Here is a 24,486-nt window from a genome sequence, read left to right as displayed (position 1 = left end):
CTGAACATATAACGTGTCTATACACGTGTCAAATACCGGCCACGGCTGATCGTCTGAGTGGGACCCGACGAGATGCGAGCCCGTCAGTCAAGGATGCGTTGGATCATCGCCAGCATCTCGGGGTTCGAGAGCGACTCGATCAGGGGTACCACCATCGACCCAGCGACGAAAGCTCGCCGGGTGCTAGCATGAGTTAATGATCCCATTTGCCCGACTTCTGGCTATTGTCTCCGTAGGAGCGGCGTCTCTGGGGGCGACCATGCCGGCCGTGAGCGACCCGACGACGGACGCCTCGTGCGCCGCCCTATGGGCAGGCACCGCGGGAATCCCGGTCGAGTCGCTCACCCGCTCGATTCCGGGCACGAACATCGAGCAATCCTGGGAGTCCGCCGGATCCGGTGACCTGCCCGAGGAAGTGGACATCCGAACGACCACCGAGACGTTCAACCGCCGCTACCAGTTCGCGTTGCGCGATGATCGACTGTGGTTCTCCCGCATCTCGGACGGCGCGCGTCAGTGGCGGACGGTTCCACTCCCGGCGTGTCTTGAGGGAGGCTTGCGCGCGATATCGGCGGACGACGATGAACTCGCGGCCGTCGACTCGGAAGGCCGCATCTTCACACTCGACGGGATTCTCTCCGACCCAGCTCTGTGGAACTGGACGAATCGTTGGGGGCCCTATCTTTGGGCCGGAACCGGATTCCGCATCCCAAGCGACACGACTGCCTGGTCCTTCTCGGACCTGTCCAACGCCGAGGACGTCACCTGGACCGATCGGGCGGGGAACAGCCAGCGCGTCGGCGGCGGAAAAGTCACGACGATCTACGTGCTGCGCGGCGACCGCCGCACGATCACGTTCCTCGACCCGTGGCTTCCGAACGACACGAGCTACGAGGTGTGCGGACCATTCGATGGACGGCTCGAGTTGGAGGCGCTGAGCGCGAGCGGCTCGACGATAGCGGTCATGACGCGCCACGGCGACGTCTTCGCGCGCCTTTACGACTTCGACATCTCGGGGGGCGATGCCGCGTTCTTTGGGTACTCCTACGAGGACCAGCGCGAGCGCCCCAACCCACTCGTCCAACTACCGGCTCCGGACTGGGTCGATCTCGGACGGCCGCCGGGCCGCGTAACCGACCGACTCTCGATTCACAAAACCGGGACCGACTCCGTCCACCGCATCGTGCGCGTGGGCGGGATCGACGATTACGACAACGCCGGATTCTGGGAGCGGGAAGTCGCCGGTGGGGACTGGGAATTCCACGCGCGCGCCGGACAGATCGAGGGAACAGCTCTGGCGCCCGCACCGAGTCCGGCCGTCGATCCCGCGCTGCTGGGCACGCCCTACACGCGCGCCTACGGCCCGGCGCCCGTCGAGGGTGCCGTCGTCGAAGTGCCCGCATTCCACTACGCGTGCACTCCAACCGCGCTGCACGCTCTCTTGCCGAGCGGAGAACAACTCGAACTCGTCCTTCACTCCGTGGACGGACTCCGACAGGAACCACGCGAAGAAGGACTCGTAGCCGAGCAGCGCCGCTACTACGCAGCAATCGAAGTGCCGGATGCGGTACGAGACGCGGCGTCGCCGGAAGCGCGGACTTGGCTGGAGCACACTTTCGGATTGAAGCAGTTCACCGAAACCGAACTCCTCGCCAGCACGGGCTCACTTGTCTTCCCCGAACTCGGATGGACCTTGCCGGCGATCGCGGGCGGGGAGACACTGGTCGCGCGCCCGGACCCCGGCGGCGACCCCGCCGCCGAAGCGTGGCGCTTGCGCCGCGCTGGCGCCCCGCTTCCGAACTTCGCGAGCGACAGGCCGATTGGATTCGAGTAGATCCCGGGCAGGGTTCTTGGCCCGGTCCGCCCCCATCGTCCAGCGGCCTGGGATCCCACTCCTTTGAGGGTTCGAAAGCGCCTGGATCAGGGGCACCGATCCGTACGTGGGTCGAAGTACCGGCAGAAGAAGACCAACGATCAACTGGGGAGAGGTAGTAGATCGAGCGCGTTGGTCGAATCGAAGAACACGAGCGCATCAAAGATGTCGGCAACTCGATACGAAGCAAACTCCTCATCCACACTGCGACCGGCAGTCACCGCATGACCGACTTCCCGCATTCGCCACTCCCGGGCAACAGGATGCTCCCTGCCGTCCGAGAGCCGAATAACAGCACGCTTGAGTCCAGCTTCATGGCAAAGCCATTCGAAGCTTCCCTCGAACGAAGGGATGGCTTCGACTACCTGAGGCGCCGACATGCCGCGGCCGTCGCGAGCATCTAGCCGAACACGGAAAGAGCCCTCATGAAAGGCGAAACCGATCGCCTTGTAGCTGTCTATGAGATCGTCGAGGACACCACCCATGAACTCCGGAATTCGTGCCACGTGGAAGTTGTGTGCCCACAACACGAGCTTGCTCTCTTTGCCCAGACGATCGAGTATCCACCGGACGTTTTCGGCCATGCATCGATCACGGTGTTTGACGGCGCGCAAATCCTCCAAGGTCGGTGGTGGGAGTGCGCGCAGCTGAAGAGATTGAAGAATAACGGACGCGTTCAGCGCCGCCACCCAAGACCCCTCGGTCCTTTGCAGACTGTCCATCTCGGCAACGCGCCGACTGATTTCAGCTGACGCGCGAAGAAGCCCGGGAGCACTCACTGAGGAAACAGTGTCAGCGATTCCAGCGGCAATCACCTCTTCCAAGGCTTCCATGACCGGCCCGACGGATGCCGCATACATCGGATCGCTTTCGGCTAGGAATCGACGAACGACATCAACCGAGCCGGCGTCCAATTCCTGCTGCATATCGAAGCCAACGAAACGGATCCTCTCGGAACGAGATCCGTTGCGGGCGCGTATCCATTGAAGCAACTCAAGAAGTTCTATCGAGCGCCACGGATACATTCCCGCAGGCAAGTTCGAGAGAGGAGTCTTCACGGGACCCAAGAGATTGTCGACGGCACCGACTACAGATACGTCTCGCTCAATACCAAGTGTCGTAAAGCCAAGTTCCTCAACCAGGAATCGGAAGAGCCGATGCTTCATTCGCGCTTCCTCTTGCGTCCCGTGAGTCGACTCCCCCAGTCCTATCACTCGCGAATCTCCGACGAGGTCGGCAATGCACTCCAGGTCAGACCAGTCTTCATCGTCAGGGTCATCGGACCGAATGGCCGACGCGTGCTCGCGTACCCAGGAAACCTCGGATAGAGACTGCCTCATCGTGATCCCAGTTCTACCGGAAGAGGCACATTGGCAACAAGCCCTCCAACTCGTCGGCCCGCTACGCGGCTCCGCAGACAAAACCCGCACGCTAGCTCCCCAGCGACTTGCCCGATCCGATCGCAAAGAGGTTTTTGGCCGTCGCGGGCGAAACCTCGGTGCATGCGAATCCTGAAGATCTTTCTCGCCGCGGCAACAACGCTCGCGGTTTCCGTCGGCGCTCCGGCGGCGCCCGGTGCGTGCGACCGGACTCCGAACCCCGCGCGGTGGAGCGACGTCGGCACGCCGGACGCCGGTCTCGAGCACATGCGCATCACCGTCCACCGTGGGGCTGCGAATCTCGCGCCGGAGGACACCATCCCGGCGTTTGAGTATGCGATCGCCTACGGGCTCGACATGATCGAGGTGGACGTCCAGCAAACTCTCGACGGACGCTGGGTCGTGCTGCACGACTATGAGGTCGACGACAAGACCAACGGCAGCGGACTGATTCCGCTGATGACCTACGACGAGGTCACCGCGCTGAACGCGGCCGACAACGACGGGTGGCGCGGCACCGAGTACGACCCGACCTACGTTCCCGGACTTGAGGAGGTGCTCGCGCTCGCGAGCAAGCACGACGTCGGCATTAGCTTCGACCTAAAGGAAACGGTCGCCAACGCAGCGGGCGTCGCGCTGCTCGCCTCGCAGTACCCCGGCATCATCGAGCGGTCGATCTTCCAACCGTACGTTCCCGGACGTACCGAGCAGATCCTGGCCGTGGCGCCGGACGCCACAGTGATGTTCAACAGCCAGTACGAAGACACGCCGCCCGCGGCTCTGTTCGCCCTCGGTACGGAGTACCAGTGGTTCGGCTCGTCCTTGCCCAACTTCCCACCGGAGGCGATCGCCGCGATCCACGATGCGTGCGGGTTCGTGCAGCCGAACGTGTATCAGGGAGACGTCACCGGTTCCGAGGCCGGCGACCTCGCGTTCGCGCGCGACATCGGCGCCGACGGCGCGATGGTGAACAACCCCGACGTCGCGGTCGCCGTGCTCGACCGACCGGTCGCAACCTCGATCACCCTTGACGGGGCGCGCGCGTGCTTGGTCGGCAATCGCGGACTCGGGCTCCCCGGAAAGACACTCGAGGTCGACGGCTCGCCGATTCAGACCGCGCGCGGCGGGTGCGTCGCACTGCCGCAGGACTGGGAGTCCGTCGTCTTCGCCGGCGACGACTCCGCATTGCCGTCGGCGTTGTGAGTTGTGGTTAGCCCTCGTACTTGAACGAAATACTGACGCGCGCGCGGTAGGCGGTGACCTTGCCGTCCTCGATCGTGACGTCGAACTTCACGACCTCGCCGATGCGAAGGTCCCGAAGCGTCTTGGCCGCGGTCTCGACGGCGTTCTTGACGGCTGCTTCCCACGACATATCGCTGGTGCCGATTACCTCGGTAACGCGATAGATGCTCTCTGCCATCTCGCTCCCCCTCCTTCGGACGCCTGTTCCGCACATCCTTCCAGAAAAGCCAACCGCTTCATAGCCCCCGATTCGGCGGTCGGCGGGGACGACTCAGCAGGGAAGCCGCAGCGCCGCGCAGATCGCGCCGGTGGGGTTCTCAGTGAAGGCTGCCCCGGACGGGGCATCGCCCGGCGGAAGTGAACGATCGACGGGCACCGTCGAGAACCGGATCCCCGACGGCGCCGAGGCGTCGTGGTGCACGAACATCGTGTCTGTCGTGCGCGCCGGCACGGCTTCACCCACATCCGACGGCGAAATGGCCAACATCAGCCGGTTTCCGACATCAATCCGATGACCGGACACGGTGAGAGGCACGATTACCTCCCGCGGGTTCGCACCCAAACCCCGCACGCCGCGACGGCCGCGCGCGAACTCCGTCACGTCTCCCGCCGGCGTTACTTCCGCCAGCGACACGTGAATCTGTCCCTCTCCCACGCCGGCGGCGTTCGACGACGACACCCATACCGACGCCTCGGGAAGACCGGTGATCTCGATCGTGTCCGGCATCGGATCGGTGAAGTACACGAGTCGCATGCCGGGTCGGCCTTGGGAGCCCTGGGTTCGCAGCATCGAGCCGACGAACGGCACGCCGGGCGGGCTGGATGCATTAGGCACGTTGAAGAGCGGTTCTGCCTCGCCGGCCGGCGAGTCCACGACCAGGGCTCCAGTCGCGTCGCTGCCGCTGCGCGACAGGAGCCGCACCTGGTCGGTCGTGCCCGGAATCGGCCACGCGGCCTCGAGCCGGAAACGATTGGCCCCCCACTCCTGCGCGACGGCGATCGGAGCCTCGTTCGGGTGCGACTGACCCGCGAGCGCCCGAGCAATCCAAGCGAAGACCTCGTCGAGCACCGCGAAATTGCCACCGACGTCGCCGTGACCGTCGTTGGAGATCAGCATCCGAACATCCTGCGCGTAGGGATCTTCGGCGGACGCGCCGCGCGCACGCATGTGCTCGTACGCCTCGGTCACCAACTGGGGAAGCACCAAGCGGTCCATGAAACTCGTGACGAAGTACACAGGGACATCGATTGCATCCAGCCCGGGAGTCAGATCCAGGATGATCGATCCCTCGGGATGCGAGCCGTCGGCTATGCACCCGGCGGCCGCATCGGTCAGTCGCGTGTTCCCGCGCGACATCGGAATCGCTTGGAGCAGAAATGTCGAGCAGGTGCCGTCACCCTCGAACCGAGTCGGGCCCTGCATCGGCACGACGGCGTCAACCCACCTGCCGCCCTCATCGCACGGAACACTTAGGTCGAAACTCGCTGCGCGCGAGGAGCCGCAGTTGTAGATTGCCGCGACCATCGCGAGCCATCCTCCCTGCGACACGCCGTAAACGGCGACCTTGGTAGGGGCCAGTTCGCGGTACATCCACGCAAGCACTGCAGCTTGGTCGGCGACGTCATCCCGTTGAAGGAACGCAGATTGGCCTCCCGAGGCCCCCTGTCCTCGCACGTCATAGCTCAGCACAACCAGGCCTCTGCCGACCGCGTTGTACATGTCGGCGACGGTCGCCTCCTTGGAGAACCCGAAGCCGTGCGCGATGAGTACGGCGGGGCAATCGCCGCCGACACAAGCATCAGGAACCCACAGACGCGCGGCAAGATGCACCGGCTCCGTGAACCCGGGTGAGCAGAGAACGAGTTCCTCATCGTGGAACCCGAATTGCGCGCGCTGCTGCGCGAGAACGGGATTCGCGGAGTCCGGCCGCGGGGTCTCGACGCAGGCACTCGCTCGGCCTCCCACCGGCGTAGCACACGCAGCAACGATGAAAAGCATCAACAGGGTGCGCTTCACATTCCCTCCTCGCGGGGCTTCCCGGCCCTCGGTATCTTCGAAGCGGGGAGAACTTCGTCGCACAAGGCCGGCATTCCTTCCGGCGCGCGCGCGCCATGGTGTACCGTTTGCGCATGCCCAAATCGACCCCGGCGCGCGCGCGCATCCCGGCGCCATGACCGATATCAGATCACTTCTCGAACGCGGACCGACGATCTCGTTCGAGTTCTTCCCGCCGAAGACGCCCGAGATGGAAGAGCAGTTGCGGCGCGCGTTGGACGAACTCGCACCGCTGCAGCCGTCGTTCGTATCGGTCACCTACGGCGCCCTTGGTTCCACGCGGGACCGCACGCGTGACCTCGTGATCGACATCGACAACCGCTATGACTTCCCCGCGATGGCGCACCTCACGTGCGTCGGACACACGAAGGCCGAGATCCTCGAGATCCTGACCCAATACCGCGCAGCCGGCGTGACCAACATCCTGGCGCTCGCGGGAGATCCCCCAGCCGACGCGCCGCCACCAGGCGGCGATTTCACCTACGCGCTGGAGTTGGTGGAACTCATTCGCACGTCGGGCGACTTCTGCGTTGGAGTCGCGGCTCACCCCGAACTGCACCCGCGCTCGGGTGGAGACCGTGACGCTGATCGCCGCCACCTCGCCGCGAAACTCGAGCGCTCCGACTTCGCCGTGACGCAGTTCTTCTTCGACGCGGACGACTACTTGCGGATGATCGACGAACTCGCAACGTTGGGGTGCACCAAGCCCGTGCTGCCGGGAGTGATGCCGATCATCAACGTGGCCGGCGCGCGCCGAATGGCCGCGATGAACCATGCGATCATTCCCGACGAGCTCAACGCGCGCCTCGACGCGGTCGAAGGAGATCCCGAGGCCGTGCGCGCGCTCGGCGTCGAAGTCGCAACGTCACTGTGCGAACGCTTGATCCGCGAACATGCGCCGGGGCTACACCTCTACTCGCTCAACCGTTCCCAGACCCCGACAGAGATCCTCAAGAACCTCGGCCTGGCCTAAGCCTCCACGCTGCGCGGAATCCGGCGCCGAAACTACGAACTTCGAATCCGTCCCCGCGCCGTGCGCGGGGACCCCGCGGGCGCGACGGGACCGCGGCGCATTTCGGTACCGGGGTTGTCGTCGCGCCTGTGCTCGCCCGAGTTCCCAGGCGCTCCGGACGCGTCGCCCGAACGCCCCTGATGAACCTTGCCGGCGGCCTTGGCGCCGTTCTCCATGGCGCGCTCCAACGCTTGCAGCGCGTTCGGGCTCGCATGTCCGGACGCCTCCAGGCGCGCGCGCACTTCGCCCAAACGCGTCACGTGCTTTCCAATCATTTCGAGCACGTGGGCATGCAGAGCCTCGAAATCCTTTCCGATGGCCTTTTGCGCAGAGGCCAGGGCTCGGTCCTCTGAGCGGGCGAGGTCGGAAGTCGCGCGCCCGATGCGATCCTGTCGGCCGCGCGCGCGCAGCACGTCGATCTCGCCAAGCCGTTCAGCCGCCTGTGCCAGATGCGTGTTGACCTCGGATTCCGGTGATCGCGCCATCGCCAATTGCAGACGCTCAATCGCGCGATCGACCCCGTACAACGAATCCCCGGGGACGGCGGTGTCCGCCGCGACCGCGACACCGGATCCGGCCAGCATGAACGTAGCCGCAGCCGCCAAGACCGCAATGCGGCGACGGTGCCGGAACAGCGGAGACACCGGACGCACCGACTTCCCAGCGGCCAGACGCATCTCCGACAAATGCGCTTCGGCGACATCCGCGGACGGTACACGCAAGAACACGCGTCGCACGAGTCCGCTGAACTCCGTCGGATCGTTCCCTTGAGGCTCACGTGTGGTCTTCATGTCTCTGTTACCGCCGGATTCCCCTAAAAGGGTACGCCCTCGGCCTCGATCGCCCGCCGGACGGCCGCCAAACCACGGCGTTGCAAGGCCTTGACCGCCCCTCTCCGCCGGCCGGTAATCCGCGCGACTTCCGCCACCGTCAGGTCCCCGAGAATCCGAAGCAGCAGAACGGATCTCTGCCCCTCGGGAAGTCCGTCCAACAGCGCGCGCACACGTCGGGCTTCCAGCGCCGCAATCGCCTCTTCTCCCACATCGCCGGCGGCAGCGTCCGGGCGCGGATCCAATCCGGCGGGCTCCGACGGGCGGCGACTACGGCTCCGTCGCTCTTGCTCGAGACGATGGTGCGCGATGACGAAGACCCAGGAGCGGAACTTACGCGAATTCCCCGAGAACCGAGGGATGTTCCGCACCACATCGACGAACACCTCTCCGAGGAGATCCTCCGGCTCGAAGGCACCCTGCGCACGAAGGTAGCCGAGAACGGCCGGCGACAGATCCTCGTAGAGCGCGCGCCATGCGTCCTCGTCCGCGCGCGCGGCGGCCGCGAGGATCGCGGCAAACTCCGACTCCGAAATCACAGCGCCATATTCGCATTGCGGTCGGACGGGTGCGACCCGTCTACCGCGTTACCACCAAGGCGTCCACGGCCGAGGGGGATCCCGCCGGAACAAGCACCGGGTTGACGTCGATTTCCGCGATCTGCGGGAAGTCCACGCCGAGCCGTCCGAGCCGCACAAGCATTCCGGCGAGCACCTCGACGTCCACCGCTGGTTCACCGCGCAGCGGACCCAGCAGCGCGCTCGCGCGCACCTGCGAGATCATCTCGCGCGCATCGGCGATTGACAGGTCGGCCGTGCGGAAGGACACGTCGCGCGCCGCTTCGGCGAAGATGCCGCCCTGTCCGAACATCACACACGGCCCGAACACCGGATCGCGCAACAGGCCGACGGTGAACTCGCGCGCCGACGACAGCATCGCCTGCACCAGGATCCCCTCCGCAGCATCGTCCCCCAGGCGCGCGTGCAGCGTCTCCCAGGCGCGCGCGAGTTCCTCCGGATTGCGGATCCCGGCAACAACGAGCCCGCGTTCGGTCTTGTGCGCGATTCCGCGTCCGCAAGCCTTCGCGACGACGGGGAATCCGAGGCGCGCGGCCGCATCGGAAGCACCTTCAAGTGATTCGCACAGCTCCCAACCGACCGTAGGAATCCCGTACGCGCCCAGCAGTTCCAGCGATTCGCGCTCGGACAACGACGCACCGGCCGGCACTGCGGCGAGCAACTCCGCGGCGCGCGCGCGATCTACTTCGAACTCGATCCGCGGTTCGGCCATCCGCGCCAGCGCGTGCGCATGCTCGGCCATTCGCGCCAGCACGAGCACTGCGCGGTCGGGCGTGTGGTACACGGGCAAGCGGCCGAGCGCCTCCGGTGGCGGAGCCACCCCTCCGAGCGACACGCCGATAATCAGCTTGCCGGTCTCCTGCGAAAGCGCGATGGAGCGTTCGGCGGTCTCGATGCCGAGTTGCCTGTACGCGGCAAGGCCGAGATCCGTGCCGTCTCCCAGGTAAGGATCGGTGGAACTCAGCAGCCCGAGGACGAGGATTGCGTCGAACCCGGGATCCCTCGCCAGGATGTTCAGCACTTCCAAGTGCGCGGCGTGGTCCAAGCCGCCGACCAGATCCACCGGATTGTCCTTGCTCCAGTACGGCGGCAGCAGTTGGTCGATCGCCGCAACGGTCTCGGCCGACAGCGCAGGGACTTCCAGACCCGCGGCCACGCAAGCGTCGGTCGCGAGCACGCCCCAGCCGCCGCCCCAAGTGATGATCCCGACTCGGGATCCCTTCGGCAGCGGCGCGACGTCCAGCGCGGTCGCGACGTCCATCATCTCCTCGATCGAGTTGCTAAGGATCGCCCCCGACTGCTTCACGACACCTTCGAACAACACCTCGGGTGTCGCAAGCGCCGCGGTGTGCGACTGCGCCGCGCGCGATCCTTCGCCGGTGCGCCCGCCCTTGGTGAGCACGACCGGCTTCACCGCGACGGCGCGCGCCAGACTTCGCAAAAGGCGCTCGCCGTCGTGCGCGCCTTCCATGTACAGCGCGATCACGCGGGTCTTCTCGTCGTCTGTGAGGAAGTCCAAGTAGTCGGCCCAATCAAGCGTGGCCGCGTTACCCACTGAGAAGAACAAGCTGAACCCGGTCCCGTGAAGGTGGCCGCGACCAAGGCCTTGGCTGCCGACGTTTCCACTCTGAGACAGGAATGCGACGCCGCCGGGCTCGGGACGCGGTGAGGCCATCATCGCGCGCGCGTGTGCGCGCGCCGAGAAGAACCCCATCGAGTTCGGACCCACCATCGCAAGGCCCCACCGGTTCGCGACCTCGACCAGACGCGATTCGGCCTCTTGGTTGCCGGTCTCGGCGAAGCCGGCGGTGATCATCGCCACGGCCCGCACGCCGGCCTGCGCCGCCTCTTCGAGCGCGTCGGCGGCCGCTGATGCCGGGACGCACACCAAAGCTACGTCGGGTACCTCCGGCAGATCCGCCACCGAGGGGTAGGCCTTCAGGCCGAGGATCTCGCTTTCCTTCGGGTTCACCGGATACAGGCGACCTTCGTAAGCGCCTTCAATGATGTTAAACAGAATGCGGTGTCCCCACTTCAGCGGGTTGTTCGACGCCCCGACGAGCGCGATCGATCGGGGACTTGCGAATCGTGCCAAATAGGAGGACACGGGGGCATCGTCGTCTAGAACGTGATCATCAGGGCTCAAAATGCTCACCTTTTCGAGGGAATCAACTCAGTCAGCAGGATACACGCGGCTCGGCGCAGCCGGATCGCCGCGTCCGCTAAGCCGATGCAATCCCGCGATAGCCGGCGCGCACGGCCTCGATCATCTTCGCGTGACCTCGCGGCGGCCCCCATCGCTCGACGGCCGCAGCGACGGCATCTTCCGGGATCACCTCGGCGACGGCCGCGGCCGCCATCGCCAGCGTCAACTCCGTCGCGCGGACGCCGGGGAACTCGACCGAAGTCGCCCCGGGGACCAGTGCGCCGAGTGACGGCTCGATCAAGACTCGCCGCGCCGTAGCGTGCATCGACACCGTCTTGCGCGCGCCGTCCTCGGACGAAATCACGAGCACGTCGGGCGCGCGCACCTGCAAGTCCTCAATAGGCTCGGGCGACAGGATCACTTCGGCGACCGAGAACCCTTTCATCACCGTCACCGGAATCACGCTCTTTTGTGTTGCGTACAAGCCGGACAACACAGCGGCGCGCGCGATGATCGAAGCGGCCGTCCCGACACGCATTCCAGCGCTTCCGGCAAGCACGACGCCCATTCGCCGCTCGAGCGTCGAGACGAACTCGACGGGCACTGCGAAGTCCTCAAGTCGCGGCACTGCAGCACTCCCGCGCGCGAGCGCGGAAGAGAACTCGCGCGCGCCGTCGTGGTGGCGCGCGATCCCGTACCCCGGCGTCGCGTGCGCGCGCTCGGAAAGCTGCGCCATTCGCTCGTCGTTGCGCTTCATGTAGTGCGCAGTGCAGATTCCCCAGACGTCCACGAGGGCAAACCCGTCGTGCGCGACCGCTTGCGCGATAACGTCGGGCAGATCGGGATCCGCCGCAGTGACCCGCGCCACGAAACCGGCACCCGCCGCCTCGGCAAGACGAACAAGATCCAGCGGCCGCTCGAGGTTGCCCTGAGGTGTCGTCGCGGTCAGCGCGCCCAAGGGCGTAGTGACCGAATGCTGGCCGCCGGTCATGCCGAAGTTGAAATTGTTGAACACCACAACGCACACGCCGATGTTGCGACGCGCCGCGTTGATCAAGTGTCCGCCGCCGATCCCGCACCCGCCGTCGCCGACAAGCACCACGACACGAAGCTGCGGGCGTGCGAGTTTGATTCCGGTCGCGTAGGTGATCGAACGCCCGTGCAATCCGTGAAACGTCGACAGGTTGATCTTCTGATCGGCAATTCCTTGGCACCCGATGTCGCTCACGACCATAACGTCGTCGGGACCGAGTTCGGCGCGCTCCAACCCGGCAGCGAGCCCGCGGAAGATCGACTCATGCGAACACCCCGCGCAGAAGGGCAGGTTCTCCAGCTCGATCAAGCTCACGAGAACGCAGCCTCCAAGATCTCCTCTGGGTCGATCAACGTCCCGTCGATCCGGTTGACCGGCGCGCGCACGCACTCCGGCGCGAGCAGCCAGATCTCGCGCGCGTACTGCCCGGAGTTCAACTCGGGAACCACAACGCGGTCGATGCCGCCGAGCGCGCGCCGGATAGCGGTTTCGGGAACCGGGTACAGGGTTTGCAGGACCAGCAGCGACAGCATCCGTCCTGACGCGCGCGCGCGCCGGACTGCCTCGCGCGCGGCGCGCGCCGGTGTCCCGTAGGCGACGACCAAGGCGCGCGCGCCCTCCTGCAAGTCCGCATCGACGATCGCGAGTTCGTCCGCGCGAGACTCGATCTTTTCGACCAAGTGACGCAGCTTGCGCTCCACCAGCGGCGTGTCGGTCGTGATGACACCGCGCTCGTCGTGCATCGAGCCCGTGAAGCGCGCCAGCCGCCGGTCGCCGACTGCGAGAAACCCCGGAACATCTTGAGGACGGAAGAACGCATAGGGAACTCGATCACCGGGCGCGCGCACAACGGCCTCCGGGCGCCGAAAATCCCCGAAATCCACGGTGTCCGACGTAAGCGCGAGGTCCTTGGAGCTGAGCACAATCACCGGCGTGCGCAGACGCTCGGCCGTATTGAACGCTTCGATCGTCAGCCGGTAGGCGTCGGCGTGGTTAGTCGCCGCATACACGACCAGCGGGTAGCCGCCCGAGGTGATCCAGCGCACGAACTGCACGTCGCCTTCGGCCGTCGTCGTGGCCCCTCCGGTCGCCGGACCCATGCGCTGGACGTCGACGATCACCAGCGGCACTTCGCCCATCGTCGCCAGGCCGATGTTCTCGGAGTAAAGGCTCATGCCGGGACCGCTCGTCACCGTCAGCGCCTTCGCGCCGGCCATGGCCGCGCCGATGCAAAAGCCGATCGAGGCCAGCTCGTCTTCACCTTGGATCGCAACGCCGCCCGAGGGCGGCAGGTGCCGCATCATCAATTCCAAGACGCCGCTGGCCGGCGTGATCGGATAACCGGCGAAGAAGTCGCAGCCCGCGTGCATCGCCCCGATCGCAATCGCTTCGGAACCGTCCAGATAGACGCGCACATCTTGATTCTAGGCCCGGCGCGCGCCGCCGGCCCGGCGCGCGCCGGCAGGAATGCGACCATCGCGGGGCGAACTTCATCGGCATGAGACCACGTCGATTCGTCCCACTTCTCCTGGCTCTCGCGCTCGCAGCCGGTTTCGCGGGCGCGCGCACGGCGACAGCAGACGCCGTCATCGGACAACCGCTGTGCGGGACCGAAGGAACGGCTCCCGCCCCGGCGACGTCCGGTGCCTTGCATGTTGCGACCTTCAACGTCTTGCACGGCTTGTCCGAGGACCCCCCGGACTACCCGGCGCATTCGACCCTGGACGAGCGTACCGAGATGGCCGCCGAGCAACTGGCAGCCTCCGGCGTCGATCTCGTGGGGATGCAAGAAGTGTCATTCACGGCGGCAAACGACCAGACGCGGCACACTCCGGGGCTCGTAGTCCAGCGCATCGCAGCACAGATGGCCCAAACCTCGGGTCATTCCTGGCACTGGTGCTGGTACCTGGCAAACCCGCACGTCCCGGGCGAGGACACCGCGGCCGGCGGCGGCGGACCGCTATCGGATCAACTCGCCGCGCTGGGCTCGTCGCGGTACGCATCCTTCAAGGAAGGAGTCGCGGTGCTCAGCCGTTATCCGATCCTGCTGGCCGAGGGACGTCGCCTTCCGAGCCGTCTTCCGGCCGAGGCTGCGTTGTGCCCACCCGAATCCTTCACGCAGTTCCCGCCCGAGTGCGCCGCGACGGTCGTGATCGAGTCGCGCGCCGCGCTGTGGGCGCGCGTTGCCGCGCCGGGCGGCGCAACCGACATCGTCACGACACACCTCGCTCACGGCCTGACCGACGCAAGCGACGCATCGGCGTTCACGCAAGTGGCCGCCGCTCTCGCCTTTGCGGAGCAGAAGTCGGCCGATGGCGCGGCGGCGCGGCGCTTCTTCACTTGCGACTGCAACTCGCGACGCGACGACGATGTCCCCGTCGTTCCATCGATCGAGGCCGCCGGATGGACCGACATGTTCCCGGAAACTTGCGAGAGCGCGGGAGACGCCGGCTGCACTGCCGGCCCCGACAAGATCGTGACGGACACGCCGATGCGCGACTTCATGGACGCGCGTATCGACTACGTCTTTGAGAAGTCCTGTCCGGCCGAAGACGCCGGGCTGCTGGCGAACCAGGCGCGCGCGCGCGACGACGGCTCGTATCTGTGGCCGAGCGACCACATCGGCATCATCGCCACCTGCTGAACGGACTAGAGCACGTGCGGCAAGACGCGCGCGGCAATGCCTCCGACGAGTAACGCCATACCCACGGAGCCGGCCGTTATGGCCAGCGTTCGTCGCATGCCGAGTTCGCTCTTCATCACCGCAAAGGTCGCCACGCACGGGATGTAGATCGTGTTCACCAGCGCGTAGGTCACGATCTGCGGAGCCGTCATGAAGTGCCTGAGATCTCCGCCCTGCGTCCCGTACTGAACGATCGCGAGCGTCACCAACAGCTGCAGCGCCAGCTCCTTGCGCAGCACGGCGAATATCAGTGCCAAACCGGCAACGGGCGGCAGCAGTAACCAGTCCTCGACCACCAGCGACAGTGGACGCGTGAGCTTCCACATCAACCCGGTCTCGTAGACTGCGCCGAGCACGAAACTGCCGAGCACGACGATCGGCGTGGCGACGACGACGAATGAGCGGAACCGGTGCCAGGTCTTGCGCAGGACGTGACGCAACACCGGTCGCCGGAACGAGAAGACCTCCATGATCATTCCGGCCGGACGGCCGGGCAGCAGCATGTTCAACCCGCGGCCGGCCGCGGCCACCAGAACCAGATCGGTTGCGAAGACGATGAGGGCGGGTCCCCATCCCGCGAACCGCGCAACGGCGCCGGCGATCACCGCAGTGCGCGCGCTACACGGAATCAGCACGATCAGCATGCTCGCGATCGTCCGCTCGCGTTTGTTGCCCAGCACGCGCGTTCCGATGATTGCCGGAACACTGCAACCGAACCCAGTAAACAACGGAATCACCGCGCGCCCGTGCAGGCCCAGGCGCGTCATGGCGCGGTCGGCGAAGAACGCGGCGGCGTTCAGGTACCCGGAATCCTCAAGAATCGCGATGAGGAAGTAGACGGTGAGCACGTAGGGAATGCCGACGCCGAGCGCCGCCGAAACGCCGGCGTCCAACCCCCACAGCACCGTCCGCGCGAAAACGCCGGTCCCCAGAGTCGCGTGCACAAGTCCCTGGATGAGTGGAGACGCCGTCGCCGCCCACGCGGAGGAGAACCCCGTGGCGAGCGCATTTCCCACGAAGAACAGGAACGACACGAGTCCGCCCAGAACCCCAGCCAAAAGCAACAGCCCCGTTACCGGGTGCGTTGCGATCTTCCACGCGCGGTCCTCGGGCGGCTCGCCGCGATGATGCTGCACCGACGTTGCGATGTGTGCCGCAAGACGGTGCCGTTCGGTGACGACGGCGCCGGCGCCCTGCGATTGCTCAAACGTTGCCACCCTGCGCCGGGCGACTTCGGCAGCTTCCGGGAACCGCTGCGCCGCTTCCGCGTCGCCCTCCAGCAACATCAGTGAGTCCGCACGGGTCGCACCCTCGGGCAGCGCGGCGGCGACTTCGGCAACGGCGGTCTCCAGCGCGCGCCCGTACTTCGGAGGGCGCGCAGAACTGCGCTGCGTCAGCACAGTCTCGATCAGGCTGGGAATCCCGACCTTGCGCGAGGCGATCGTGGGAATGACCGGAACCCGCAACGCACGCTGCAAACGCGCAACGTCGGTCATCAGTCCCACTTTGGCAGCCTCGTCCATGAGGTTGAGCGCAACGATCGTCGGCAACTCGAGGTCCAGGATTTGCAGCACCAGGTACAAGTTCCGCGCGAGGTTCGAAGCGTCCGCAATTACGACGACGACGTCGGGCTCGGATTCCTGCAGCGCGCGCCGACCGAGCGCTTGGTCCGACAACGTCGATCCGCCGATCGCATAGGTGCCGGGCAGGTCTACAACACGAACGCGCGTATCTCCGACGGTGACGACAGAGGCTGCGACGGTGATCGTCGTTCCGGGGAAGTTCGCGGTCTCCACAGACCCACCCGTCACGGCGTTGAAGAGCGTCGATTTCCCAACGTTTGGATTGCCTGCGAGCGCCACGACGAGTTCACCGCCCGGCGGGGGCGTTACCGCGTGCCGGTGCGAAAACGGCCACCGGCGGCGGCGTTCGGTTCCGTGGCACCCGGCCGATTGCGCGCGGCCGGTCCCGTCATGACACGAACTCACTTCAGCGCTCCGTCGGTGTGCGGTTCGACGGTGATCACGCCGGCAACCTCGCGCCCAAGCGCGTAACGCGCGCGGCCGACGCGAACCAACAGCGGGCCGCCGAAGGGTGCGGCAGTCTCGATACGAACTTCGGTACCCGGCAGCAGCCCCAGCGAGCCAAGGTAGACGAGCAGGTCGGGGTCTTCCCGCGAAATGCTCAAGATGCGCGCACGCGCCCCGGGGGAGAGCGAGTCGAGCCCGACACCGGACTCATCGCGCAGCGTTCCGTCGCGCGCGGGAATCGGATGCCCGTGAGGGCAAGTTTCCGGATGCCCGAGCACCTCGTCGATCTGGTCGGTGACCAAGTCCGACAACGCGTGCTCCAGCACGCACGCCGGCTCGTGGACCCCATCCCACGGCACCTTCAAAACGTCGGTGAACAGGCGCTCGACGAGACGATGGCGGCGAACCGTGCGAAGCGCAAGGCGGCGACCGACCGGCGTGAGGCCGGCACCAGACTTCCCGACGGTCACCCACCCGCGCGCGGCGAGCCGCCGCAGCATCTCGCTGGTCGAGGCTGCGGATACCCCCAACTCACGCGAAACCGTGGCAACCGAAGCTTTCCCCTGGCGCTCCAAATGCTCCAAGGCCTTCAGGTACATCTCTTCGCTTGGTGTTGAATCCGCCGATCCGGGAGCAGCCCCCCGCGCCGGCGCGCGCTTCTTCGGCATATTCCCAATGGTCGGGCATCCGGCGCCGGACCTGCATGATACGGATTGCCTAACTTCTATAGTTAGGCCCCCCGAACGTTTCCCTCTTTGGCATCTGCCGACTCGACTAGCATGGGTCGGAAACGCACGCGAGGGGAGGACGGGCCGTGAAGGCGAGCAAGAAGCTAATCGCGGGGCTGAACCGGGCACTGGCCGAGGAACTTGCGGCAATCGGCCGCTACACGGTGCATGCCGAGATGGCGTCGAACTGGGGATACGCGTTGCTCCACACGACGACCGAGGCGCGCGCGCACGACGAGATGCGCCACGCGGAGATGCTGATCGAACGCGTCATCTTCCTGGATGGGGCTCCGTCGGTGGAGAAGCCCGCACCAATCAAGATCGGTCGCGACGTTAAAGCGCAGATCGCCATCGACCTCGCCGACGAAGTCGCCGCGCGCAAGCTCTACAACGAGCTGATCGAACTGGCGCGCGCCGAAAAGGACCGCGGAACAGAGGACCTGCTCGCCCAGATCCTGCACGATGAAGAGCGCCACCTCGACGACCTCGAAGCCCAAACCGATCAGATCGAGCAGATGGGTTTGGAGAACTTTCTCGCCCTGCAGGTGAAGTAACTCTTATCCGCGGTTGGTCGGCACACCCACCGGCTGTCCCTGAGCGGCGAGTTCGAGGATCTTGTCGTCGGGGAGTTCATCGAGGAACTCGGTCGGCACTTCAGAGGCGATGTCGTTGAGGACCTGCGTCGCGCGCACGTAGCGCATCGCGAGCGCCATGTCGCCCTTCAGGCGGAGGCGACCCTGCATGACCGCCTTCATCGGGTCGATCTCCTTCTTCATGACCTTCTTCCACACCGAGTAAGGCGCACGGATCACGAACTTAGCGTCGGCGGCCTGATCGACGGGAACCTGACGCGCGTCCCGGCACTCGCCGTGCCAAAGGTCGAAGTAACCGCAAACTTCTTCCAGCAGGCCCTTGTCGGGCTCGGGGTCGAACACGTAGGCAATCGCGCCTTCCCAGTCGGGGGCCGCATCCCGGTACTCGGGGGAAGCGTTGATCGCGTCCTTGTATTCCTGCATCCACTCTTCGCTCGGCCAAATCGCCATGATGTCCCCTCGCTCGGATGTCTTCGTGCAGGCCGAGAGTTTCACCTGTTCGAGGCCCTTCGCGCACGTCGGGCCGACGATACCTGCATGATGCAGTTGTTGTATCTTGCAAGCATCATGCCGAACGACACGAAGTTGGAACCCCTGGTAGCCCAGATGGAAGCTTGCTGGAGCGACCTGGCGCGGTTCATGCGCGAGCGTCGTGCCTACGGCGCATCACGGCTGGACATCGCCGCGGAACTCTCGCACGCACAACTGCAAGCTCTGCACATACTCGTCGCCGAGGACTGCCGGGTGTGCGATCTCGCGGGACGGCTTGGACTGGCCGAGAGCACCACAACCCGGCTCGTGGACCGCCTGGAAGCCGAGGGACTCGTTGCGCGCGCGCCGTCGTCTGAAGACCGGCGCGCGGTCGTAGTTGCCTTGACCCTGGACGGGCGCGCGACCGCCAAGCGGCTGCGTGCAGGACGACGCGAACTGCTGCGACAAATGCTCGCCGGCCTCTCCTCAAACGAGAGCCGGCAATTCGTCCGGCTCTTCACACGCGTCACAGAATCGTTGAGCGCGGACGAGCGTCCCGCCGGGACAACGGAGGACGTTCGATGACGATGACCCGACGGCAAGTCATGCTCACCTTCGTCGGAGTGATGGCCGGCATGCTCCTGGCCGCGCTCGACCAGACAATCGTGGCGACCGCTCTACCTAGAATCGTCGAGGACTTACACGGCTTCGATCACCTGTCGTGGGTGGTGACGGCATACCTGCTCGCTTCGACCGTGACCGTTCCGCTGTACGGAAAACTGTCGGATCTCTACGGACGCCGTCGGTTCTTCATCATCGCGATCAGCGTCTTCCTGACCGGATCGGCGCTGTCGGGCTTCTCGCAAAGCATGACCCAGCTCATCGCGTTTCGCGCGATACAGGGTCTCGGCGCCGGCGGGATCTTCGCGCTGGCGCAAGCGACGATCGGCGACTTGTTCTCTCCGCGCGAGCGCGGCCGGTACCAGGGCTACACCGGCGCGCTGTTCGCCGCCGCGTCGGTGATCGGACCGCTCGCCGGCGGCGCGTTGACCGATCACGCGTCGTGGCGGTGGATCTTCTACGTCAACCTGCCGATCGGAGCCATCGCGCTCGCGGTCGTCACAACCTCGATGCACCTTCCATTCCACCGCCGCGAACACAAGATCGACTACGCGGGAGCCGGCGTGCTGGCGGCGGCGGTAACGTCGCTGTTGCTCGTCGCCGTCTGGGGCGGATCCACGTACCCGTGGGGATCACCGCAGATCCGAGTTGCAGCCGCCCTTGGCATCGCGCTGGCCGGGGTGTTCATCGCCATCGAGCTGCGAGCGAGCGAACCGATCTTGCCGCTCCGCCTCTTCCGCAACTCCATCGTCGTCGCCGGAAGCGCAGCGTCGCTGCTCGTGGGGGCCGGGATGTTCGGCGTGACCATCTATGTGGTCGTGTTCGTCCAGCGCGTCATCGGCTCGTCGGCGACCAACTCCGGAGTGGTACTCATCCCGCTGATGCTTGGAATGGTCGTCTCCAGCGTGGCCACCGGCCAGATGGTATCGCGCACCGGCCGCTACAAGGTCTTCCCCATCCTTGGATCCGCCGTGACCTTCGTCGGGTTCTGGCTGCTCACCCGGATGGACATCGCTACAACAAATGCCGTCGCGACTCGCAACATGGTCGTTGTCGGTGTGGGCATCGGGCTGATGTTCCAGACCTACGTGCTCGCCGTCCAAAACGCAGTCGATCGGGCCGACCTGGGAATCGCGACTGCGACAACACAGTTCTTTCGCTCGATCGGCGCGACGTTCGGCGTCGCGGTTCTCGGGACCGTACTGAACCAGCGACTCGTTTCCGAAATCACGACGCGCCTTGGCCCCGCCGGCCGCGTGATGGACGTGCGCGGATTGCTTAAGTCGGCAAGAACCGTCGACCTATCTCCACAAGCCGCCGAAGCGCTGCGCGGAGCGTTGGCCGCGTCACTGCACTCGGTATTCATGGTGGCGCTTCCGATCGTCGCCGCCGCACTTATCCCGGCTTTATTGCTGAAGGAGATCCCGCTGCGCACACACGCCAACGTGCATGCGCCGGTCGAACCCACTGCCGAACCCTAGAACGCAGCGCCGCTCAGACTTCGGCCGCGCAAATCTCGACGATGCGCGCTACCACGTCGGACGGTTCCTTGTGTCCGCGGCGACGGTTTGCGGGTTCGAGAACGCTCCAGATCTTGCGCCCGAGCGCGACCGTCGATGTGAGCCCGGGCGACCATGCGGACGGACGGCGTGCCGCATCGCGAACGGCGCGCTCGACCGCACCCGGGATCGCGGGAACCTTCGCAACCACGCGCTCGGAAGTGAGGCCGAGCAGCATCGCGTTATCCCCGCCCCCAAAGGGCGCGCGCGCATCGTTCTTGTAGAGCACGACCGGAGTACCGATTGCATACGCGATCGCAGTCTCGGCGACACCGCCTTCGTCGGGGACGCGTCCGTTGACGTTGAACACCAGGCAGTCGGCGCGCTCCGCAATCTGGAACACATCCAAGGCGAAGATCGCCCGATCGACGAGCGGGCGGGTCGGCACCAGTCGCGAACCGAGCGCCGAGGAGGCGAAGCGCATCACGTACGCCTCAATGCCGTCGCGGTGCGGCAAGAACGTCTCGTACCCGGCAGCCTCGAGCGCTTCAGCGATCGCCGTCATGCCGCCGATCTCCTCGGGACTGAACAGCGGTCCGGAGCAGTACACGATCTTCTTCTGCGTAGTCACGTCGAGGCCTCCCTTGTGGGGCGACCCTAGCGCACGCGCGCCGAAAACAGGCGCGCGCTACAGAAGACGCGAGTACAAAGGGAAGACGTCGGTAACGACGTACGCCTTCACCCAAGATGGAAGCGTCGTCCCCGCAGGGAGCGTGAGACGGACCTCCGAAACATTGCCGTCGTCACCCGCGATCACGCGCAGGTTCTCCTTGTAGGCCATGCTCACCATCTCACCGGTCGCCGCGTCGGCCAACACCACCGACACCACATGCGAGTTCGCCGGGTAAGACGCTCCGGGAGCGAGCACCAACTTCGCCGAGACCACGCCCTCCTGGACGAGGGTCGGACGCTGGATGGTCATGCGCGAAACGCTGAGTCCCTCAGGTCGCTTGTTTGCCGCCCCGTTGGGGTTGTACGCGTCGGTGATGAACGTGCCGCTCGCCGGCAGTGTGCCCTCGGTGTTGCACAGACCGGTGACGTACAACAGCGGACCGTAGAAAGGAACGTCCGCGCACGTAACTTCCGCATACAGCGACGCACCGGACCGGACGCGAAGGTCTTGACCCAACTGACCGCGCAACTCGAAGCGTCGCATGGGGACGTCGCCGAAACTGAACGGCAGGGTCAGGTTTCGCTGGTTCAGGATTACGAAGTCGTCCTTGTAGCGCCCCGCCAACGGGAACGAGAAGTACGCGTTCGGATCCACCACGGCCTGGCCGCCCACGTGCTTCGTACCGACAACCCACATCAGCAAGTTCCCCTCACCGGCAGCGTTGGGAGGGCCGATGTCGAGTACACCTGCGATCCAGTCGTAGCTGTCGAAGCCGATCTGGTTGACGCTCGGGATCAGCGGCGGCATCGGAACTGCAAGACGCCGGATGTCGAAGGCGCTCACCGAATTGGTGCCGACCGACAGGGGCAGCGAGCCGGCGGACGCCGCGGTCCGGAAACGGATCACATCGTTGAACGGCGACACCGTAGTGCCGCCCACGACGTAGTTGCCGACCGGAAGGCCACCGGTCGTGTAGTTCCCACCGATCCGCACCGAGTACTCGGTGTCGGGCGCAAGAAACCCATTCGGCGCGATGTGAACGAAGTGGCCGTCACCCGAGATCTGCGCAGTGAAGTCGAATGCCGGGAACGTGGAAACCAAACTCTCGCCCGAAAGAGCCGGCGGAGCGGCAAGCATCGACGCGTCCACGGTCTCGCCGCCCTCGCGTACCACGAGGCGGGCGTTGATCACCGTTGCGGGGGCCGGTGAGTCCGTCGGATCCCCGGGCAGGGTGCTCCCACCCGGAGTCACGAAGTACGTGCGAACCACATCGTTGCCGAACTCGTCCCCAGGGTCGGTCGAGCAGCGCGCGTCGGTCGCGTGCAAGCAGTAGTCGTAGGGAACGTAGACCAAGTACCCGTGCTCGCCGGTGGCGTAGATGCCGGTCGCGCCGAGGGCCGGCGCTCCGTTCATGTCGTTACGGTCGCGCAAGATCGGGTCGTCCGGCGTCGCGTCGTAGGACCAACGACGGCGTCCGGTCTGCGCGTCGAGTGCGTAGAGCTTGCCGTTGGACGAGCCGATGTAGACGATGTTCCCGTCGCCATCGGGCGCGCGCCCGATGGACGGCGAAGAGCGAACGACGTCCCCGGTGTCGTACCGCCACAGCAACGCGCCCGACGGGCTCAGCGCGTACACCGAACCGTCGGCAGAGGCGATGTAGATCGCCGTCGTGTTGCCGGCGTCGTCCTCGAGCAGCGCGGCCGAACTGTAGATGTGGTCGCTGGTTTGGAACGTCCACTTCGGAACGCCCGTCGCGGCATCCAGCGCGTAGAACTTGCTGTCGAAGGAACCCACGTATGCGGTTCCGTCGTTGCCAAGAACGATCGACGACGCGACGAAACCGAGCGTCGGTAAGCGCCAAACCAACTTGCCGTCCTTGTCCAGCGCGTACACCGACATGTCCAGCGAACCCCAATAGGTGGTCCCGTCGTTGCCGATCGCCGCTGCGGTCCAGATCGCGTTGTCGGTGGGGTAGGACCAGCGGAGCGTGCCGTCGGGGTTGAGCGCGTACATCGACCCGCCGGTGTTGCCCGCGTAGAACTCGCCGTCGAAGCCCATGACGACGTTGCCTTCCCACCACGTCACCTGCTGGCCGGCCCCCGGTGGGGCGGTCGCCTTGAACTTCCAGACTTCGCGGTCGCCGGTGACCTCCCCGGTGCGAAGGTGGTACACGTGTGAATCGCCCGACCCGAACGTGACCGGACTGGTGCCGAGCTCCTCGTCGTACGCGCCGAGCACGGCGGCGGAATCGATGACCTCTCCGGTCTGGAACCTCCACGCTTCGTGTCCCTGGGAATCCACGGCGTAGAAGTTGCGGTCGGCCGAGCCAAAGTAAGCGGTCCCGTCCGCGTCGATCACGGGAACGCTGAAGATGCCTTTGCCGGTCTGAAACGCCCACGGCGCGTCGCCGTCTTCATAGCGCGCGCGAATGGAACTGCGCCCGGTGTTCCGGCGGTCGTGCCGCATAGACGGCCAAGGTGAGCCCGCTTGAACCGGAACTTCACGCACCGCGTCCGACGACTGAGGGACGGCGCCGGATCCGGGGCCGATCAGGACCACGACAAGGGCGCTGAGGACGGCAATCAAACGTGTTTTCATCGGTGGTCTCCCTGCGCGCTTGTTGTGCGAAATGGGCTCCAAAGGCGCGCGCCGTCCAGTGTAGTTACAAAACGGACATAAGGTAAAGCCCTAGCGGCGCGGAGAAAACGTTCCGCCGGCGCAGGCCTCGCAGCGTGGACGCAGCCCTCGTGCGCGGATCTCGCGTGTCAGGGTCTGATAGCTCGCGGTGAACCCCAGCGGCACCCGCTCGCGCATGAACGCCTGGGCGCGAACGGGCGGATCACCGGCGAAGCGCTGAGCAAGATACGGCTCGAATGCGGCGAGGGATCGTCGATGCGAACGCGGGTTCCGGCCTCTCGCTGCTATTGGATGGGGATCTGATCGTCTTGCGGTCGCGGCCGGGTGGCGGGCGATCAAGGTGATCGACCACCCGCGCGCCGCCAGGGCATGTTCCTCCACGGACTCCTCCTGAGTGAACAT

At 65.6% G+C, this 24,486-nt stretch carries 20 protein-coding genes; 7 read left to right on the top strand and 13 right to left on the bottom strand.

The genetic code is table 11. The features are described from left to right. The first annotated feature begins 196 nt into the window (after window positions 1-196). Window positions 197-1,834, top strand: coding sequence for a hypothetical protein (locus tag WDA27_05555; GenBank protein MFA5890400.1), 1,638 nt, complete (start codon window positions 197-199; stop codon window positions 1,832-1,834). A gap of 140 nt (window positions 1,835-1,974) precedes the next feature. Here WDA27_05555 and WDA27_05550 read toward each other — a convergent pair whose 3' ends face one another. Then, entirely contained in the window at window positions 1,975-3,039 is a 1,065-nt protein-coding gene (locus WDA27_05550) for an erythromycin esterase family protein (GenBank protein ID MFA5890399.1), read from the bottom strand. A gap of 336 nt (window positions 3,040-3,375) precedes the next feature. Here WDA27_05550 and WDA27_05545 point away from each other — a divergent pair, with 336 nt between their 5' ends. Then, window positions 3,376-4,455 carry a glycerophosphodiester phosphodiesterase family protein gene (locus tag WDA27_05545; protein MFA5890398.1) on the top strand — a complete coding sequence of 360 codons (1,080 nt, stop codon included), beginning with the start codon at window positions 3,376-3,378 and terminating at the stop codon, window positions 4,453-4,455. A gap of 7 nt (window positions 4,456-4,462) precedes the next feature. Here the strand turns inward: WDA27_05545 and WDA27_05540 are convergent, their stop codons facing one another. Both WDA27_05540 and WDA27_05535 read right to left on the bottom strand, forming a co-directional pair. Beyond that, the gene (locus WDA27_05540; GenBank protein MFA5890397.1) at window positions 4,463-4,672 is read right to left on the bottom strand and encodes a dodecin family protein; all 210 of its coding nucleotides are present in this window, start codon (window positions 4,670-4,672) and stop codon (window positions 4,463-4,465) included. A 93-nt stretch (window positions 4,673-4,765) separates the two neighbouring features. Next, window positions 4,766-6,511, bottom strand: a complete 1,746-nt coding sequence (locus WDA27_05535) for an alpha/beta fold hydrolase (protein ID MFA5890396.1) — start codon at window positions 6,509-6,511, stop codon at window positions 4,766-4,768. Window positions 6,512-6,665: 154 nt separating this feature from the next. Between WDA27_05535 and WDA27_05530 the strand changes: the two genes are divergently transcribed. Then, window positions 6,666-7,523, top strand: coding sequence for a methylenetetrahydrofolate reductase (locus tag WDA27_05530; GenBank protein ID MFA5890395.1), 858 nt, complete (start codon window positions 6,666-6,668; stop codon window positions 7,521-7,523). A gap of 32 nt (window positions 7,524-7,555) precedes the next feature. On the opposite strand, the gene WDA27_05525 is transcribed toward WDA27_05530, so the two are convergent. From WDA27_05525 to WDA27_05505, 5 genes are all read right to left on the bottom strand, one after another. Further along, window positions 7,556-8,353 carry a DUF5667 domain-containing protein gene (locus tag WDA27_05525; protein MFA5890394.1) on the bottom strand — a complete coding sequence of 266 codons (798 nt, stop codon included), beginning with the start codon at window positions 8,351-8,353 and terminating at the stop codon, window positions 7,556-7,558. Between the two features lie 23 nt (window positions 8,354-8,376). After that, window positions 8,377-8,931 carry an RNA polymerase sigma factor gene (locus tag WDA27_05520; GenBank protein ID MFA5890393.1) on the bottom strand — a complete coding sequence of 185 codons (555 nt, stop codon included), beginning with the start codon at window positions 8,929-8,931 and terminating at the stop codon, window positions 8,377-8,379. A gap of 40 nt (window positions 8,932-8,971) precedes the next feature. Further along, a complete protein-coding gene (locus WDA27_05515) occupies window positions 8,972-11,077 on the bottom strand; it encodes an acetate--CoA ligase family protein (GenBank protein ID MFA5890392.1) in 2,106 nt (701 codons plus the stop codon). A gap of 115 nt (window positions 11,078-11,192) precedes the next feature. After that, window positions 11,193-12,464 (bottom strand): thiamine pyrophosphate-dependent enzyme, encoded by a 1,272-nt coding sequence (locus WDA27_05510; protein MFA5890391.1) that lies wholly within the window; start codon window positions 12,462-12,464, stop codon window positions 11,193-11,195. After that, window positions 12,461-13,564 carry a pyruvate flavodoxin/ferredoxin oxidoreductase gene (locus WDA27_05505; GenBank protein ID MFA5890390.1) on the bottom strand — a complete coding sequence of 368 codons (1,104 nt, stop codon included), beginning with the start codon at window positions 13,562-13,564 and terminating at the stop codon, window positions 12,461-12,463. The genes WDA27_05510 and WDA27_05505 overlap by 4 nt, the downstream gene beginning before the upstream one ends. 83 nt (window positions 13,565-13,647) lie before the next feature. Here WDA27_05505 and WDA27_05500 point away from each other — a divergent pair, with 83 nt between their 5' ends. Next, window positions 13,648-14,793 carry an endonuclease/exonuclease/phosphatase family protein gene (locus tag WDA27_05500; protein MFA5890389.1) on the top strand — a complete coding sequence of 382 codons (1,146 nt, stop codon included), beginning with the start codon at window positions 13,648-13,650 and terminating at the stop codon, window positions 14,791-14,793. Between the two features lie 5 nt (window positions 14,794-14,798). Here WDA27_05500 and feoB read toward each other — a convergent pair whose 3' ends face one another. Together feoB and WDA27_05490 are read right to left on the bottom strand one after the other, a co-directional pair. Beyond that, window positions 14,799-16,820, bottom strand: a complete 2,022-nt coding sequence (feoB, locus tag WDA27_05495) for a ferrous iron transport protein B (GenBank protein ID MFA5890388.1) — start codon at window positions 16,818-16,820, stop codon at window positions 14,799-14,801. Then, complete coding sequence (locus WDA27_05490) at window positions 16,817-17,530, bottom strand: metal-dependent transcriptional regulator (GenBank protein MFA5890387.1); 714 nt, start codon at window positions 17,528-17,530, stop codon at window positions 16,817-16,819. The genes feoB and WDA27_05490 overlap by 4 nt, the downstream gene beginning before the upstream one ends. 146 nt (window positions 17,531-17,676) lie before the next feature. On the opposite strand from WDA27_05490, the gene bfr reads away from it, so the two are divergent. Beyond that, on the top strand, window positions 17,677-18,144 hold the full coding sequence (bfr, locus tag WDA27_05485; protein ID MFA5890386.1) for a bacterioferritin: 468 nt from the start codon (window positions 17,677-17,679) through the stop codon (window positions 18,142-18,144). A 3-nt stretch (window positions 18,145-18,147) separates the two neighbouring features. On the opposite strand, the gene WDA27_05480 is transcribed toward bfr, so the two are convergent. Then, the gene (locus tag WDA27_05480; GenBank protein ID MFA5890385.1) at window positions 18,148-18,633 is read right to left on the bottom strand and encodes an SCP2 sterol-binding domain-containing protein; all 486 of its coding nucleotides are present in this window, start codon (window positions 18,631-18,633) and stop codon (window positions 18,148-18,150) included. 87 nt (window positions 18,634-18,720) lie between these two features. Here WDA27_05480 and WDA27_05475 point away from each other — a divergent pair, with 87 nt between their 5' ends. Beyond that, on the top strand, window positions 18,721-19,239 hold the full coding sequence (locus tag WDA27_05475) for a MarR family transcriptional regulator (GenBank protein MFA5890384.1): 519 nt from the start codon (window positions 18,721-18,723) through the stop codon (window positions 19,237-19,239). After that, a complete protein-coding gene (locus WDA27_05470) occupies window positions 19,236-20,756 on the top strand; it encodes an MDR family MFS transporter (protein MFA5890383.1) in 1,521 nt (506 codons plus the stop codon). Before WDA27_05475 ends, WDA27_05470 begins: the two co-directional genes overlap by 4 nt. A gap of 13 nt (window positions 20,757-20,769) precedes the next feature. Here WDA27_05470 and WDA27_05465 read toward each other — a convergent pair whose 3' ends face one another. Continuing rightward, window positions 20,770-21,405 (bottom strand): nucleoside 2-deoxyribosyltransferase, encoded by a 636-nt coding sequence (locus tag WDA27_05465; GenBank protein MFA5890382.1) that lies wholly within the window; start codon window positions 21,403-21,405, stop codon window positions 20,770-20,772. 57 nt (window positions 21,406-21,462) lie between these two features. Further along, the gene (locus WDA27_05460; GenBank protein MFA5890381.1) at window positions 21,463-24,045 is read right to left on the bottom strand and encodes a PQQ-binding-like beta-propeller repeat protein; all 2,583 of its coding nucleotides are present in this window, start codon (window positions 24,043-24,045) and stop codon (window positions 21,463-21,465) included. Window positions 24,046-24,486: the final 441 nt, after the last annotated feature.

This window comes from Actinomycetota bacterium (assembly GCA_041658565.1).
In the GTDB taxonomy this organism is placed as follows: Bacteria; Actinomycetota; AC-67; order AC-67; family AC-67; genus JBAZZY01.
The sequence above is the reverse complement of the archived record's forward strand: the minus strand, read 5'-3'. Positions and strand labels throughout refer to the sequence as shown.

Bases quoted from the DNA above. Each gene is read 5' to 3' on its own strand.
- WDA27_05555 (MFA5890400.1), top strand. From the start codon at position 197: ATGATCCCATTTGCCCGACTTCTGGCTATTGTCTCCGTAGGAGCGGCG.
- WDA27_05550 (MFA5890399.1), bottom strand. From the start codon at position 3,039: ATGAAGCATCGGCTCTTCCGATTCCTGGTTGAGGAACTTGGCTTTACG.
- WDA27_05545 (MFA5890398.1), top strand. From the start codon at position 3,376: ATGCGAATCCTGAAGATCTTTCTCGCCGCGGCAACAACGCTCGCGGTT.
- WDA27_05540 (MFA5890397.1), bottom strand. From the start codon at position 4,672: ATGGCAGAGAGCATCTATCGCGTTACCGAGGTAATCGGCACCAGCGAT.
- WDA27_05530 (MFA5890395.1), top strand. From the start codon at position 6,666: ATGACCGATATCAGATCACTTCTCGAACGCGGACCGACGATCTCGTTC.
- WDA27_05525 (MFA5890394.1), bottom strand. From the start codon at position 8,353: ATGAAGACCACACGTGAGCCTCAAGGGAACGATCCGACGGAGTTCAGC.
- WDA27_05500 (MFA5890389.1), top strand. From the start codon at position 13,648: ATGAGACCACGTCGATTCGTCCCACTTCTCCTGGCTCTCGCGCTCGCA.
- WDA27_05490 (MFA5890387.1), bottom strand. From the start codon at position 17,530: ATGCCGAAGAAGCGCGCGCCGGCGCGGGGGGCTGCTCCCGGATCGGCG.
- WDA27_05480 (MFA5890385.1), bottom strand. From the start codon at position 18,633: ATGGCGATTTGGCCGAGCGAAGAGTGGATGCAGGAATACAAGGACGCG.
- WDA27_05475 (MFA5890384.1), top strand. From the start codon at position 18,721: ATGATGCAGTTGTTGTATCTTGCAAGCATCATGCCGAACGACACGAAG.
- WDA27_05470 (MFA5890383.1), top strand. From the start codon at position 19,236: ATGACGATGACCCGACGGCAAGTCATGCTCACCTTCGTCGGAGTGATG.
- WDA27_05460 (MFA5890381.1), bottom strand. From the start codon at position 24,045: ATGAAAACACGTTTGATTGCCGTCCTCAGCGCCCTTGTCGTGGTCCTG.